Annotated in this window: 14 protein-coding genes; all 14 read right to left on the minus strand. The window is 63.1% G+C overall.

Annotated features, from left to right (window positions below; all coding sequences use genetic code 11):
* Positions 1-13: 13 nt before the first annotated feature.
* Positions 14-1,258, minus strand: a complete 1,245-nt coding sequence (locus tag MRY80_RS07210) for an AMP-binding protein (protein WP_293289649.1) — start codon at positions 1,256-1,258, stop codon at positions 14-16.
* 31 nt (positions 1,259-1,289) lie between these two features.
* Positions 1,290-2,114 carry an ABC transporter ATP-binding protein gene (locus MRY80_RS07215; RefSeq protein WP_293289453.1) on the minus strand — a complete coding sequence of 275 codons (825 nt, stop codon included), beginning with the start codon at positions 2,112-2,114 and terminating at the stop codon, positions 1,290-1,292.
* Between the two features lie 82 nt (positions 2,115-2,196).
* Positions 2,197-3,495, minus strand: a complete 1,299-nt coding sequence (locus MRY80_RS07220) for an ABC transporter substrate-binding protein (RefSeq protein ID WP_293289454.1) — start codon at positions 3,493-3,495, stop codon at positions 2,197-2,199.
* A 70-nt stretch (positions 3,496-3,565) separates the two neighbouring features.
* Positions 3,566-4,642 carry a branched-chain amino acid ABC transporter permease gene (locus MRY80_RS07225; RefSeq protein WP_293289456.1) on the minus strand — a complete coding sequence of 359 codons (1,077 nt, stop codon included), beginning with the start codon at positions 4,640-4,642 and terminating at the stop codon, positions 3,566-3,568.
* Between the two features lie 5 nt (positions 4,643-4,647).
* Positions 4,648-5,652, minus strand: coding sequence for a branched-chain amino acid ABC transporter permease (locus MRY80_RS07230; protein WP_293289458.1), 1,005 nt, complete (start codon positions 5,650-5,652; stop codon positions 4,648-4,650).
* Positions 5,653-5,691: 39 nt separating this feature from the next.
* A complete protein-coding gene (locus MRY80_RS07235; RefSeq protein WP_293289651.1) occupies positions 5,692-6,504 on the minus strand; it encodes an ABC transporter ATP-binding protein in 813 nt (270 codons plus the stop codon).
* 20 nt (positions 6,505-6,524) lie between these two features.
* Positions 6,525-8,504 carry an AMP-binding protein gene (locus MRY80_RS07240; RefSeq protein ID WP_293289460.1) on the minus strand — a complete coding sequence of 660 codons (1,980 nt, stop codon included), beginning with the start codon at positions 8,502-8,504 and terminating at the stop codon, positions 6,525-6,527.
* 222 nt (positions 8,505-8,726) lie between these two features.
* Entirely contained in the window at positions 8,727-9,443 is a 717-nt protein-coding gene (locus MRY80_RS07245; protein ID WP_293289462.1) for a response regulator transcription factor, read from the minus strand.
* Positions 9,440-11,512 carry a PAS-domain containing protein gene (locus tag MRY80_RS07250; RefSeq protein ID WP_293289464.1) on the minus strand — a complete coding sequence of 691 codons (2,073 nt, stop codon included), beginning with the start codon at positions 11,510-11,512 and terminating at the stop codon, positions 9,440-9,442. The genes MRY80_RS07245 and MRY80_RS07250 overlap by 4 nt, the downstream gene beginning before the upstream one ends.
* 17 nt (positions 11,513-11,529) lie before the next feature.
* Positions 11,530-12,114: a peroxidase-related enzyme gene (locus tag MRY80_RS07255; protein ID WP_293289466.1), complete on the minus strand. Its 585-nt coding sequence runs from the start codon at positions 12,112-12,114 to the stop codon at positions 11,530-11,532.
* Between the two features lie 86 nt (positions 12,115-12,200).
* Entirely contained in the window at positions 12,201-13,169 is a 969-nt protein-coding gene (locus MRY80_RS07260; protein ID WP_293289468.1) for an SLAC1 anion channel family protein, read from the minus strand.
* A 96-nt stretch (positions 13,170-13,265) separates the two neighbouring features.
* A complete protein-coding gene (locus tag MRY80_RS07265) occupies positions 13,266-13,628 on the minus strand; it encodes a DUF5368 domain-containing protein (protein WP_293289470.1) in 363 nt (120 codons plus the stop codon).
* Between the two features lie 10 nt (positions 13,629-13,638).
* Positions 13,639-14,937, minus strand: coding sequence for an FAD/NAD(P)-binding oxidoreductase (locus MRY80_RS07270; RefSeq protein WP_293289472.1), 1,299 nt, complete (start codon positions 14,935-14,937; stop codon positions 13,639-13,641).
* A gap of 176 nt (positions 14,938-15,113) precedes the next feature.
* The gene (locus MRY80_RS07275) at positions 15,114-15,953 is read right to left on the minus strand and encodes an inositol monophosphatase (RefSeq protein WP_293289474.1); all 840 of its coding nucleotides are present in this window, start codon (positions 15,951-15,953) and stop codon (positions 15,114-15,116) included.
* Position 15,954 lies beyond the last annotated feature (1 nt).

Below are 15,954 nucleotides of genomic sequence, written 5' to 3' on the forward strand. Positions count from 1 at the left end.
GCTCTGCGTCCGGCTATTTCGAATAGTCACGCCGATCGTCGATAACCTTGCCGTCATTGGGCAAATCGGCTGCGATCTCAACCGTGCCGTTCAGCTTGGTCTGCGCATGCAGGGCGGCGTTGAGCGCCTGCAGGTCGGGCGCCGCACCCGGCATAGGCGCGATCATCAGCGTCATGGCATCGCTGTCGCCAACCCGATCGACCACCAACCGGGCGCGCCCGACGCCCGGCACGGATTTGACCACCGCATCGACCTGTTTCGGGTCCACGAACATGCCCTTGACCTTGGTGCGCTGGTCGGCACGCCCCATCCAGCCCTTGATGCGCATGTTGGTGCGTCCGCACGGCGACGGCTCGTCGAGCACGGCCGACAAATCTCCCGTTCCGAAGCGGATCAGCGGATAGGCCGGATTGAAAGAGGTGACGACGAGTTCTCCGACCTCGCCCGCGGGAACAGGGTCGCCCGTTCCAGGGCGCACGATCTCCACGATCATCGTCTCGTTGACGATCATCCCTGGTAGCGGTTCGCCAGCCAGCGCACTTTCATAGGCGATCACGCCAAGGTCGGCGGTCGCATAGGCCTGCATGACCGCGACGCCGCGCTCGGCATAGTCTGCACGCATCGACGGGAACAACGCTCCACCGGAGACCAGCGCCTTGCGGATGGAGGAGAGGTCACGGCCCATCTCGGCGGCCTTGTCGAGCATCACCTTCAGATAGTCCGGCGTTCCCGCATAGGCGTCTGGTTTCAGGAATGCCGCAGCCTCGACCTGCTGTTCCGTATTGCCGACGCCGCCCGGAAACACCCGGGCCCCAAGCGCGCGTGCGCCTTCGTCCAGGATGAAGCCGCCAGGCGTCATGTGATAGGACAGCGCGTTGTGGACGAGATCGCCCTTGCGTATGCCGGCGGCGAAGAAGGCGCGCGCGCCCTGCCAGGCATCGGAGCCCGAGGGTTGCGGCTCCCAGACGGGACCCGGCGACATGAAGATGCGGTTGCCGTCGAGACTGGCCGGATCAGCGAGGCCGCCGAATGGAGGCTCTGCTGCCTGCGCCTCCATCAGTTCGGGCTTGCGAAGCACGGGCAGTTCCGCGAGCGCCGCACGCGAGGTGACCTCTCTTGGATCCACGTCCGACAAGCGCCTGCGCCAGCCCGGCGCCGCCGCGATCGCGCCCGCGAGGAAGTCCGGCAGGCGTTCGAACAGCGCCGCTTCCCGCCTTTGCGGATCGCGCGTTTCCAACTCGTCGAAATAGTCGCTCATCGTGCAGCCCGTCGGTCCGTACTCTTGGAGGTCAGGCAAGCCAGCGCTTGCGCCGCTTGTAATGCTTGACATCGCGGAAGGACTTGCGCCCCTCGCCACCGATACCGAGATAGAATTCCTTCACGTCCTCGTTCTCGCGCAGCTCTTTCGCTTCGCCGTCCATCACCACACGACCCGATTCAAGGATGTATCCATAGGTGGCGTAGCGAAGCGCGATGTTCGTGTTCTGCTCGGCGAGCAGGAAGGTCACGCCTTCCTTGTCGTTCAGATCGCGCACGATCTCGAAGATCTCTTCCACCAATTGCGGCGCGAGGCCCATGGAAGGCTCGTCGAGAAGGATTGTCGTCGGCCGGGACATCAGCGCACGACCGATCGCACACATCTGCTGCTCGCCGCCCGAGGTGTAGCCCGCCTGGCTCCTGCGGCGCTCTTTCAGGCGCGGGAAATACTCGTAGACCATGTCGAGGTCGCGATTGACTGCGGCGCGCCCGTCGGTGCGGGTGAAGGCGCCGGTCATCAGGTTTTCCTCGATCGTCAGATGGCCGAAACAGTGGCGGCCTTCCATCACCTGGATGCAACCGCGCCGCACGAGTTCGGCGGGTGACAAGTTCTGGATCTCGGCACCGTCGAAACTGATCGATCCCTTGGTCACCTCGCCGCGTTCAGCCCGAAGCAGGTTCGAAATCGCTTTCAGCGTGGTGGTCTTGCCGGCGCCGTTGGCGCCGAGAATGGCGACAATCCCGCCTTTCGGCACGCTGAGCGACACGCCTTTGAGGACGAGGATCACGTGGTTGTAGATCACCTCGATGTTGTTGACCGCGAGAAGCGGTGCACTGTCATCGACCTTTTGCAGCATGTCGGCTTGTCCGGAACGGCAGTGTTGATCGGTCAGTTGCGGGTCCGGCGGTTGATCGCCGGACCCGACATTCAAGCGAAGATCACTCGCAGCTGCGCGGTGTGATGTTGTTCTCGGCCGCGAAAGCCTCCGAGTCCTCCATCGCGAGCTTCGTGACGAGTTCGCGGTTCGACGGGATGAAATCCGTAACCGCGTTCCACTTCTTCGCGCCGGCATCCCACTGCTGAACCAGCGCTGCGCCCGAACCGCCATGGTTCGCGCAAGTCACGCTCACCGTCGGCCCGAAACCCGGCATGCCGAGCGCTTCGAGCGTCTCGTCGCTGACATCGAGCGCTTCCATGCCGGCGCGCATCTCGGCGGCGGTGATGTCGGCGTTGCCGGAGATCTCCTGCGCCTTCTTGGCCGCCTCGACCGCCAGCATCGCCGCATACATGCCGCGGTTGTACTGGACAGTACCGAGATTGGTGCCGTCACCCGCCGCCTTGCCGGCATCCACGACATATTTCTGGATGTCCTCGAACACCGGATAATCGGTGCCGACACCGGTGAAGTTCAGCGACTTGTAGCCGTTTGCGCCGTCGCCAGCCGGAAGCACGTCCTGCTCGGAACCGGACCACCAGATTCCGATGAAGTGATCCATCGGATAACGGATATTCGCCGCTTCCTGGATGGCGACGGAATTCATGACGCCCCAGCCCCACATGAAGACGTAGTCGGGACGCTCGCGGCGGATCTGCAGCCACTGCGATTTCTGCTCCTGGCCGGGATGGTCAACCGGGATCAGGGTCAGTTTGAAGCCCATCTCCTTGGACATTTCCTCAAGCGTACGGATCGGCTCCTTGCCATAGGCGGAATTGTGGTAGACGAGCGCGACCGTCTTGCCGTCGAGGCTTCCGTCCTCCATGTCGGCGGCGTGCTGGACCGCGATGGTCGCACCGTCCCAGTAGTTCGCCGGATAGTTGAACACCCACTCGAACACCTTGCCGTTCATTGCCGAGGTGCGGCCATAGGCCATGGAGTGCAGTGGAATGCCGTCGGCGGTTACCTTGGGGATGAGCTGATAGGTGATGCCCGTCGAAAGCGGCTGATAGATCAGTGCGCCGGTGCCGATGTTCTTCGTCGATTCATAGCACTCGACGCCCTTTTCGGTGTTGTAGCCTGTCTCACACTCGGGGTTGTCGATCTTCACCCCGCCGACACCGCCGTCGCGCTCGTTGATCAGGGTCAGGTAGTCGGCGTAGCCATCGGCGAACGGAATGCCGTTCGGCGCATAGGGACCCGTACGATAGCTGAGCGACGGGAACACCAGATCGGCCATGGCCGGTCCCGTGCTCGCGGCGGCTGCAAGGACCGCGGCCAATGCGAATTTTCTCAGTTTCATGTCGTAACTCCTCCAGTTCTTCGACATTCTCCTCCCTTCCGAAAAAGGGTCACGCCTGCCGCCCGCCCCATCAGTACGGAAACGGCCACAAGCGCAGTTTCTCCTTCGTCAGCCGCCAGAGCTGGGCAAGCCCGTGCGGTTCGACGATCAGGAAAAAGACGATCAGTCCTCCGATCAGCATGATCTGGATGTGGGCGGCGACATCCGTCGGCCAGCCGAGCGAGCCGACGAAGATGTTCTTCAGCAAGACCGGCATCAGCACGAGAAACGCCGCGCCGAGAAACGAGCCGAGAACAGAGCCGAGGCCGCCGATGATGACCATGAAAAGCGCCAGGAACGACTTGTCGATGCCGAACGCTTCCGTCACCTCAGCCGCGCCGAGATAGACCGAGAAGAACAGCGCCCCGCCGACACCGATGAAGAAGGACGAAACAGCGAATGCCGACAGCTTCGTGCGGAGCGGATCAACCCCGATAATCTCGGCCGCGATGTCCATGTCGCGGATCGCCATCCAGGAACGGCCGATCCGGCCGCGCGTGAGGTTCCTCGCCAGCCAGGCAAACAGGAAAAGGATGGTCAGGCAGAAAAGATAAGTCGCCCAAGGCGCCGCATTCGGCCCCGTCACGATCACGCCGAAGATCTCGCGCTGGGGCGCGGTGATCTGGCCGGAGGCGGAGTAGTTGTAGAACCAGGCGAATTTGTTGAACACCCAGACGAGAAAGAACTGCGCGGCAAGGGTCGCGACCGCGAGATAGAACCCCTTGATGCGCAGGGACGGCAGTCCGAACAGCATGCCGACGACAGCGGTCACGCCGCCTGAAAGGATCACGACGAAGAAGATGTTCAATCCGGGAAAGGCGGTCATCAGCTTGTAGCAGGCGAAGGCGCCCACCGCCATGAAAGCGCCGGTGCCGAGCGACACCTGGCCGCAATATCCGGTCAGGATGTTGAGACCCAGCGCCACGAGCGACCAGACAAGCAACGGCACCAGAACCGACTTCTCCCAGTAGGAATTGACGAAGAACGGCACCACGAGAAAGGCGACCGCCATCGCTGCCCAGAAAAGAACGCGCTCCGACTTGATCGGGAAGGTCTGGTTGTCCTCCCGATAGGTGGTCTTGAAGTCGCCGGCCTCGCGATAGAGCATGAACGTCAGATCCTCTCGATGATTCTTTCGCCATAGAGGCCCTGGGGCCTGAACAGCAGGAAGACGAGCGCCAGCATGTAGGCGAACCAGTTCTCGATCGCCCCGCCGACAAGCGGGCCGACATAGGCCTCAGCGAGTTTCTCGCCGACCCCGATGATCAGGCCTCCGACAATGGCGCCCGGAATGGAGGTGAACCCGCCGAGGATCAGCACCGGCAGCGCCTTCAGCGCGATCAGCGACAGAGAGAACTGCACGCCCGACTTCGCACCCCACAGGATACCGGCGACGAGCGCGACGAAACCGGCCAGCGACCAGACGATGACCCAGATGCGGCGCAATGAGATGCCGACCGACATCGCTGCTTGGTGGTCGTCCGCCACGGCGCGCAGCGCCCGACCGGTGGCCGTGTATTGCGAGAAAAGCGTCAGTGCCGTCACCAGGATCACCGCGATGATCGCCGCCGAAACGTCCAGCGTGTCGATATACATGCCGTAATAGTCGGCGTCGGCCGGGGCCCATAGACGCGTCACGTCCTCCCACCAGAAGGAACCGCCCGAAGGCAGGCCGACATCCATCCGCTTGATGTCGGCGCCCCACATCAGATCGCCGAGCCCTTCGAGGAAATAGGCAAGCCCGATCGTCGCCATGAACAGGATGATCGGCTCCTGGTTGACCAGGAATTTCAGCACGAAGCGCTCGAGCAGGAAGGCGAGCAGCACCATCACGCCCATCGCCAGGAAGATCGCCAGGATGGTCGGCATCCCCGCGCCCCAGTGATGGATTTCGGTTCCGAACACCGCATTGATGAGATGCGAGAACGGCACCTGCCCGGTCTGGAAACCGACAAGCGTCAGGGCCGCGAACAACGCCATCACGCCCTGTGCGAAATTGAAGATGCCCGACGCCTTGAAAATCAGGACGAAGCCCAGCGCGACCAGCGAATACATGACGCCGGCCATCAGGCCGTTGAGGCAGGTCTCGATGAAATTCAGAATATCGGGACTCACCATGGCGTTCTGCCTTCCCCCACTGTCTTGCCGGCCTGCCACCTATTCATGCGGCACCCCCAGATAGGCGTCGATGACGTCCTTGTTGTTGCGCACTTCGTCGGGCGTGCCGTCGCCGATCTTGCGACCGTAATCGAGCACGACGACACGGTCGGACAGGTCCATCACCACGCCCATGTCATGTTCGATCAGCGCGATCGTCGTGCCATATTGCTGGTTCACGTCGAGGATGAAGCGGCTCATGTCCTCCTTCTCCTCCAGGTTCATGCCCGCCATGGGCTCGTCGAGGAGGAGCAGCGCAGGCTCCGCAGCCAGCGCACGGCCCAGTTCCACGCGCTTCTGAAGCCCGTAGGGCAAACGGCCGACCGGGGTCTTGCGGATATGCTCGATCTCGAGAAAGTCGATGATCCGTTCGACGGCTTCGCGGTGTTCGATTTCCTCGCGTTCGGCCGGCCCGGTCCACAACCCGTGCCAGAACATGTTGCGCTTCTGCAGGGTGATCCGACCGGTCATGATGTTGTCGAGCGTCGACATCCCCTTGAAGAGCGCGATGTTCTGAAAGGTGCGGGCAATGCCCTCACGCGCCGTCTCGTAGGGGCGCACCCGCCGGCGCCGTTTTCCGCGGAACGTGATGGTGCCTTCCTGCGGATGGTAGAACCCGTTGATGACGTTCAGCATCGAGGTCTTGCCGGCGCCGTTCGGTCCGATGATGGCGCGGATCTCGCCCTTCTTGATGTCGAAGGAGATATCGGTGATCGCCTTGACGCCGCCGAAGGACAGCGAAATGTGATCGACCTTGAGCAGGTCCTCGCCCATGACGATCCCGTCATCGGCGCGCAGGACATGCCGCTCCATGTCTTCACGGACATGCACGTTCATTCCGCCGCCTCCTTCTGCGCTCCGGCCACAGGCAGCCGCTTCATGTCGCGGATATCGACCGTCGCGGTGATCTTGCCCTTGCGGCCGTCTTCGAAGGTGACTTCCGTTTCGACGTATTTCTCGGTCGAGCCGTCATAGAGCGCCTCGATCAGAGGCGCGTAGCGCTCGGCAATGAAGGAGCGGCGCACCTTCTGCGTGCGCGTCAACTCGCCATCGTCGGCGTCCAGTTCCTTGTGCAACACCAGGAAACGCGCAATCTGGGAGCCGGCCATCATGTCCTCGCCGGCAAGGTCGCGGTTCACCTGCGCGACGTGTTCCTCCATCATCGAATAGACCTGGGGATGCTGGGCGAGCTCCTGATAGGAGGCGTAGGACACGTTGTTGCGCTCGGCCCAGTTGCCGACGGCGGTGAGGTCGATGTTGAGAAACACCGCGCAGAAGTCGCGACCATCGCCGAAGGCCACGGCCTCCTTGATGTTCGGATAGAATTTCAGCTTGTTCTCGATGTATTTCGGCGCGAACAGGCTGCCGTCGTTCAGTTTGCCGACATCCTTGGCCCGGTCGATAATCTTCAGATGGCCTTCGTGGTCGAAGAACCCTGCATCGCCGGTATGCACCCAGTTGTCGTGGGTCTTGGTGTCGCGCGTCGCCTCGTCATTTCGGTAATAGCCGAGAAAGACGCCGGGCGAACGGTACATGACCTCGCCACTCTCGGCGATCTGGATCTCGACATCCGGTGAAGGCCGACCGACCGTGTCGGCGCGGATCTCGCCATCCGGCTGGGCGCTGATATAGACAGAGGCTTCGGTCTGTCCGTAGAGTTGCTTCAGGTTCAGTCCGAGTGAACGATAGAAGCGGAAAATCTCGGGGCCGATCGCCTCGCCGGCCGTGTATCCGACCCGCATACGCGTGAAGCCCATGCGGTTCTTCAACGGTCCGTAGACCAGCAATTCGCCCAAGCCGTATTTCAGGCGATCCCAGAGGCCGACACTTTCGCCATTGAGGATCGGCTCGCCGACGCGCCGGGCATGCGCCATGAAATGATCGAACATTCGCTTCTTCGTCGGTCCGGCATCCTCCATGCGCACCATGACGGCGGTCAGCAGGTTTTCGAAGACGCGCGGCGGCGCGAAGAAATAGGACGGCGCGATTTCGCGACGATCGCTGTCGACCGTTTCCGCACTTTCCGGACAACAGACGCAGTAGCCCGCGACATAGGCTTGCGCATAGGTGAACACATGGTCGCCCACCCAGGCGAGCGGCAGATAGGCGAGGATCGTGTCTTTCTCGGTCAGCCCGTCAAAGGAATTGCCGTTGCGCGCCGAAACGACGAGGTTGTCGAAGGACAGCATCACGCCTTTTGGCTTGCCGGTTGTCCCCGAGGTGTAGAGCATGACGGCGAGTGCATCGCCCGTGCCAGCCGCGATCTCTTCCTTCCAGGCAGCGTCACCGTCCGACGCAAGCATCTCACGGCCGGCGCGCTCGATCGCGTCGATGGAATGCAGGTTGGTGTGGTCATAGTCGCGCATGCCGCGCGCTTCGTCGTAGACGATCTTGTGCAGGTCGGTCAGCTTGTCGACCATGGAGAGGACCTTGTCGACCTGCTCCTGATCCTGGCAGATCGCGAAATGGACGCCCGCATGGTCGAGCACATAGGCCATTTCTTCTGCGACGGAATCCGCATAGACAGGCACCGGTACGGCGCCCAGCGCCTGTGCCGCGGCAAAGGCCCAATACAGGCGCGGCCGGTTGTGCCCGACAATCGCGACCTTGTCGCCAGACTTCAATCCGATCGCTTTCAAGCCGAGGGAAAAGGCGCGAACCTCGTCGCTGAGCTCAGCCCAGGTCCAGCTCTTCCAGACTCCATGATCCTTGTGCCGCATTGCGGTCCGCGCGCCGAACCGCTGCGCGTTCAGCAGCAAATATTGCGGAAAGGTACACGGGACTGACGCCCCGGCCTGCACCGGTGTCGGCATATGCTTCTCATCCTCCCTTGTCTCGGACGCGCCCTCCTGCGCGGCCGAGACAAATCCCCGGTGGCAAGCGCTCCTCAACGCATCCACAGGGCAGAAACAGTGAAGTCCAAGGCAAGGCCTTGTTCAACCTCGACTTTAGCTAGCACCGCATCGTTGCCGGAATTTTTCCTGATTGTTGCGAATTGTTTCAGGATTGCTGCGTCGCGAAATCCGGACGCTGCGTCAGGTCCATTCGACCTTCGCCACCATCAGGTATCCCGCGCCATAGACCGTCTTGATGAACCGCGGATTGCGGGGATCCTCCTCCAGCTTGGCGCGAAGCCTGGAAATGCGAACGTCGATCGACCGGTCGAAATTGGTGTCGGCATCGATTCCCAGCCGATCCATGAGGTCGGCCCTTGTCAGCAGGCGATTGGCCGATTCCAGAAAGGCCCTCAGCACGCCAGCCTCCCCACCGGACAGGCTGCTGTGTTCGCCGGTCGGCGAGATCAGTTCGAACACGCCGAAGTCGGCAGTCCAGCCGGCGAAGCGCGCGACCCGCCTCTGCGTATCGTCTCCCGACACGCCAACCAGCCTGCGCAGTACCGACCGGACCCGGGCGACGATCTCCTTGTCGTCGAACGGTTTGACAATGTAGTCGTCCGCGCCGAGCTCAAGACCGATGAGTTTGGAATCCAGCTCGTGCCGGCCGCTCACGATGATCGAGGCGATCTTGGGCCGGTTGCGCAACTCGGCGACGATCGACAACCCGTCGCGATCGGGCAAGGAAAGATCGATGAGGCACAGATCCGGCTCGCGCCGCGTCAAAGCCCGAATAAAGGACGCGCCGCTGTCGAAGGCTGCGGTCTCGAAGCCCACACGTTGCAGTGCTGCCTCGAGGATGTCCGCGATATCCCGGTCATCCTCGATGATGGCGATATACTGACCTGTGGCCGTCATGCGTCGCTCGGGATCGCTGCCGGCTGATCGGCAAAGAGGTTGTCCAGCGCTATGACGAAGTCTTCTTCGCCAAACGGCTTCTTGAGCAGTCGAAACTCGGTTTCCGCCTCGCCGAGCGCAGGATGCGTGCTCGACAGCCCGCTGATCAGAAGGAATGGTGTTTCCGGCCGAATACGCTTTGCCGCGCGGGCGATGTCGATGCCGGTCTTTGATCCCGCCATCATGATGTCGCTCACCATCAGCGACACCTTCGGCAGGTTTTCGAGCAACTCCAGCGCTTCATCGTCACTCGCCGCCTCAATGACCTGGAACCCGGCCTTCAACAGGTAGCCGCGAACCAGTTCGCGGATCTCGGCCTCATCGTCGAGCACGATTGCGAGACCGCCCGGCCGGTTCACGCCCGGCTTCGGATGGCGCTCAGCGGCCGTCTCCGGAGCCGCTTCGGCAGCCATCGGCAGGCACATCCGTATGAACGCCCCTTTTCCTGGTTGGCTCTCGATCTCAAGCTCGCCGCCCGAGCGCCGAAGGAACCGCCGAACCATCGAAAGGCCAAGTCCGCGGCCACGACCGCCCTGCTTTGTCGAGAAGAACGCCGTGCAAGCCTTCTCGATCGTGCCTTCTGAAAAACCGCATCCGTCGTCGCGCACTGCGATCAGCGCATGGCGCTTTCCCTGCACCTGGACACTCGACAATTCCACCGCGATCGACCCGGCATGGCCGATCGCGTCGCGCGCATTCAGGAGCAGATTGAGCAGCGCATCCTGAAAGGCCCGCTCGTCCATGCAGACCGACATCGTCGCTCCCGGATCGGTCACCGAGATCGTGATGGCAGGATCGAGCGATGCGGCAAACAGGCGAACGAGGTCATCCGTTATCCGATTCACATTGCAGAGCGTCGGCACGAGATCCTCGTTGCGCGAGAAGCTCATCAACTGGTCGGTGACCCGCCCTCCCCTTTCAACCGCGCGCCGCGTCGCCTGGAGAATGCGTTCACGTTCGCTATCGGCGAGACCCGGATCCGAAAGTCGGCTCAGATTGCCGTGAATGATCGTCATGATGTTGGAGAAGTCATGCACCACGCCCGAGGTCAGCGCGATGGCCGCCTCCATGCGCTTGGAATGCACGACGAGATCCATCGCGCGCTTTTCCTCCGTCACGTCCAGCGACAGGATATAGGCACCCGTGACATCGCCATCCAGGTTACGGTCGGGCACCAGAGACGTGCGCAGATGGCGGTGATTGCCGTTCACGTCGCGCGGATTGAAATCGACCGAACAAGGCCGCCCTGCAAGCGCGCCCTCGATCGCCGGCAGCAGGATTTCGAGATCCTCCGGCTCGAACATCTCCGATACCCGCTTGCCCTGGAACTGAACGTCATCGAAGCCGAGCATGTCGGCCATCTTGTTGTTGGAGAAGCGGTAGACCAGGTCCCTGTCTATGTGGGCGATATGGGCCGGAACCGAATGCGTGACCATGCGTAGCCGGCTTTCCGATTCGGCCAGCCGGCTGCTGACCTCCTCCAGCGCCCGGTTTGCGGCATTGAGTTCGCGGTTGGTGGTTTCAAGCTGTTCCGAACGTTCCAGAAGGCTGTGCGACAGCCGGTCCGCGCGTTCGCGCAGCAGCACTTCGGCATGCTTCTTCGAGGTGATGTCGGTATAAACGGCGACCCAGCCGCCATCGGCCAGCGCATGGCCCTCCACCGCGATGACCTTGCCGTTCGGCCGGACCCGCTCCAGATAATGATCTTCAAAGGCCTCCGCGCGCTCAACCCGTTCGCGGACCAGTTCGTCGACCTCACCGGGACCGAAATCGCCCTTCTCGGCAAGAAACCGGATGATGTCCTCGAACGTCGATCCCGGCGCCAGGAACCGGTCCGGAAGATCATAGAGACGCAAAAATGTGCGGTTGGCGTGGGCTAGGTGTAGGCTGGCGTCGAAGATGGTGATCCCTTGCTCCAGGAGGTTGAGGCCGGAGACCAGCCACTCCATACGGCGCTCGGAGAGCTGCGCGCCCGATGGCGGGACGAGGCGCGGCGTCTGAAGCGGGCGGGTGCGATGGATGTTCGTCATGCCGGTGCGACCGCGCATCAGGCCTGGCGGCCGAGCGAATAGAACTCGTCGTTCGGCCGCATGCTCATGACGTTCGCCATGCGGTTCGACATGCCGAAGAAGGCCGAGATCCCGGCGATGTCCCAGATGTCGTCCTCGCTGAAGCCATGCGTGCCGAGGGTCGCGAAGTCCGCGTCGTCGACCTCGTAGGACCGGCTGGTGACCTTCACGGCGAAATCCAGCATGGCCTTCTGGCGCTCCGTCAGGTCCGCCTTGCGGTAATTGACGGCGACCTGGTCGGCGATGAGCGGGTTCTTCGCCCTGATGCGCAGGATCGCGCCATGCGCGATCACGCAATACTGGCACTGATTGACGCTCGACGTCGCCACGACGATCATCTCGCGCTCGGCCTTGGTGAGGTTGCCCGGCTTTTCCATCAGCGCGTCGTGATAGGCGAAGAAGGCCCTGAATTCGTCCGGCCGCGCCGCCAGAGCGAGAAAGACGTTGGGGACGAAGCCCGACTTCTCCTGCACGGCCTCGATCCGCTCACGGATGTCGTCCGGCAAGTCGGCAAGCGCCGGCACCGCAAAACGGCTGACCGGCCTGGTTGATGAAGACGCCATGATATCCTCCCAGATGCGCCGGCGGCGGACCGGCTGTCGAAGCGTAAACCGGTCGGAGGCCGGAAAACAGCCCCCGCCCGGTCAAGCTATTCGGGCACGCAGATCTGGCGCGCCTGGATGGCCCGCGCGGTCCGGTAGAGGAGCACGGCGACGATCACGGCCAGCGCGGCGAACAGGAAGCCGGCGATGAACTCATGCGCCGCCGAGCCGGTCGCGTGGGCATAGACGAAGGAGGCGATGGTCAGCGCCGCGACGGGAAAGGACAGCGCCCACCACGACAGCGCGAAGGGCAGCCGCACGAATTTCGAAAACTGCGTCATAACGACCGCCGCGAAGACATAGCCGGAATTGATCAGAATGCGCGCGAAGACGTCGATCTCGCCGGTCAGGCGGAAATAGGCGACGAAGGCCACGGCCGGCGGCGCGATCAGGATGACAAGCGTCGGCAGCAACCGGCCCGGCAAGGGATCGTGGAAGATCAGCCTGTTCATCACCAACGTCAGCAGGATGATCCAGAAGATCAGCCCGGCGGAGAAGAACAGCCAGGAGATCTCGATGAAGCCGAGTTGCGCGCCGGCGACCGGAACGACGACATTGCCGACGGCCGGAATGAACCAGGCCGGCCCGATATGGATCGGCTGGAACGGGCGATGTCCGATCCAGTTGGCGACGACGCTCAGCGTCAGCGCGCCCTGCGCCACGGCGCCGACGATCCAGAGCGCGGTCGCGACGCCACGGCTGTAGGGCACGAGCGCGACGGCCAGAAGCAGCACCGAAATGGAAATCGTCGGAAAGAAGGCGATCTTGACCGGATGCGCCCATTCCTCGGCGACCGCCGGCCGATGCCTGAAATACTTGGTCGCGTAGAGAACCGAAACGACCAGCAGGATGACGGCCGACGCCGCGAGTGCCACGAGCGACACAAGCGAAGGCAGCCCGATCGCCGTCTCCGCCGCATGGGCGGCCAGCGTCAGGCCGAGCATGCCCATCACGACGGCGAAGAAGGTGACCGGGAAATTCTCCAGCCGGTCGACTGGCTGATGCTCTTTCTGCACGTTTGATTACCCCCGGTCTCGAAACCCGCGGCCCGCCTGTCCGGGCCGCAGATTAGGCTTGCGTTCAGACTTGGCCAAGACGTCCCGGTCCGATCTTCAGCGCCCTGCTTCCTTCTGTCGCCCCGGCAGCAGGCCGAGCAGCACGTAGGTCAGGATGGTCAGGCCGATCGCACCGGCACTGCCGATCAGGATCAGGACGATCACGTCGATCGGTCCGCCAATGTCGGAGAAGCCGGAATTGGTGACGAACTGGACGAAGAGAATGGCCGCCACCGCGCCGACCGGAGCCCACAATTCGGCGCGCAGGAAGCGCCGGCTTTCCAGACGGTGTTCCCGCAGGATCTGCCAGACGAAGGCGAGCAGGATCAGGCCCGCCACCGCGACCATGCCCCAAAACAGGCCCGCGCCGAAGATTTCCTCGAACACGGCGATGAACATTCCGATCGATACGTCTTTCATGACGGTCTCCTCAGGCCCGGCCGCGAAGCATCGCGTTGTAGGTCGGTTTCAGGGCGATTTCCTTCATCAGCCAGGAAATCCAGAGTTCCTCCAGCGGCGCGATGATGCCCGGGAAGGACGGTGTCAGGTTGTTCTTGTAGTCGAACTCGATCAGCATCGCCTTGCCGACCTGCGTGATCAGCGGGCACGACGTGTAGCCATTGTAGGTCTCCGCCGATTCCCTGCCGTCGATCTGCGCGACGAGCTGTTCGACGGCGACGGGCACCTGCCATTTCACGCTCGCAGCGGTCTTGCCCTTGGGCACGCCGGCAACGTCGCCGACGGCGAAGACCTCCGGGAAACGGCGGTGGCGCATCGTGTACTGGTCGACCTCGACCCAGCCCTGATCCGTCCATTTGTCGGCCCAGGGCAAGGCGCTGTCGCGGATGACGTCCGGCGCGCGCATCGGGGGAATGACGTTGGTGAAATCGAAACCGATCTCGGTGTCGCCCTCCGGCGTCGCGAATGTCGCGATCTTCCGGCCCGGATCGATCGCCTTCATGACATGGTCGTAGACCGTGTTGAAGCCGCGATCCTCATAGAGCATGCGGACCTTCTCATTGACGATCGGAACGCCGAACAGCGTCTTGTTGTTGGCGGCGTAGATGATCTCCGACTTGCCGCGCGTGCCCTTCTTGCGAGCATAGTCGTCGGTCAGGAACGTGTATTTCAGGGGCGCCCCGGCGCATTTCATTTCGGTGGCCGGCCGGGTGAACAGGCCGACGCCGCCGGTCTCCGTGAACCGGTCCATCGCCGTCCAGGTCTTCGCCGCGTAATCCGGTCCGGCATAGACCGATCCGATGCCGTCCTTGCCTATGAGGTCGAGCGACATGCCCTCGATGGCGTCGAAATCGAGCTTCAGGCCCGTGGCGACGACGAGATAGTCGTAATCGACGGCCTTGCCGTCGGTCGTCACGACCTTGCGGGCGGTCGGGTCGATCTCGGCCGCCGCCTCCGATATCCACTCGATATCCGACGGCAGCCAGTCCGAGGTGGCGGAGACCGAATAGCCGGCCGGCTTCAGCCCGGCCGCGATCAGCGTGAAGCCGGGCTGGTAGAGATGCTGCTTGCGCGCGTCGATGATGGTGATTTTCGCCCCGTCCAGGCGCTGGGCGAGCCGGTTGGCCATCGCCGTTCCCGCCGCGCCGGCGCCGAGGATCACGATCCTCGCTTTCGTGGGCAGCTTTTCGGCCCGGGCCGGCGAACCGGGCAACAGGACCGTCGCACCTGCGGCCGAAAGGCCGAGAAACTGTCTTCGATTGGTGAGCATGCGCACCGCGCCTCCCCGCAACGTCGTTTCGTTTGCCGTCAGTGAGGGTGACGACTTGATGACATATGCGGATATTGGCATGTGACAGACGCCGCTTTGACATGGATCAAAAAGACGTATCTGAAATGCATTTTATCGGGCGCGATCGCGTGCGGCGTCGGTCGCGCGGCGCGGCCTCAGCCTTCGATCAGGAAACCCAGCGTCGCGCGGATCGCGTTCCAGCTCTCTTCGTCGGGCGCCGTGAGAAGCATGCCCTCGCGCATCGTCGCGCGATAGGCGCGGCCGTCGAGGAGTGCGGCATGGCCGCCGGCCTCGCGATGGATCAGTTCTCCGGCAGCGTGGTCCCAGGCGTTCAGGGACGCCGTCAGGCAGAAGGATTCATGGCCCTGCGCCAGCATCCGGTATTCGTGGCACGAGCAGCCGAGCGACCCGACACGGCCGAACGCCATGAGAGCCGAGGCCAGCGCCGGACGCCGGGCGGCGTCGAACATGTGAAGCGGCACATAGCCGGTCATCGCGTCCAGGGGCCCCGGCGCGGCGGCGCGCAGCCGCGTCGCCGTTTCGCCCGGCCGGCCAAACCAGGCGCCGCCGCCGCGATGCGCCATCACCCAGTCGTCGCCGATCGGGTCGTAGAGAAGGCCGAAGACCGTCTCGCCGCCGGCGACCACGGCGAGGATCATCCCGAAGGTCGCGAGACCGTGGGCGTAGTTCCAGGTGCCGTCGATCGGATCGAGGATCACGGCCAGGTCCGCGCCGTCGAGACGGTCGAGGAGGCCGGGATCCGCGGCGACCGCCTCTTCTCCGATGACCAGCGCGTCAGGCAGCGCGGCATTGATCGCCGCGGTCATGCGCGCCTCGGAACGCTGATCCGCCTCCGTGACCAGATCCGATGGCGAGGATTTCGCACTGATCGCGTCAGGCCGCAGGTTGCGGAAACGCGGAAGAACTTCGACGCGCGCGGCGTCGCGCACGATCTCGAGCAGCCTGTCGGCCGCGGTCTCGTCAAATCGGGTCATT

Source organism: Oricola sp. (assembly GCF_022763245.1).
Taxonomy (GTDB): Bacteria; Pseudomonadota; Alphaproteobacteria; order Rhizobiales; family Rhizobiaceae; genus Oricola.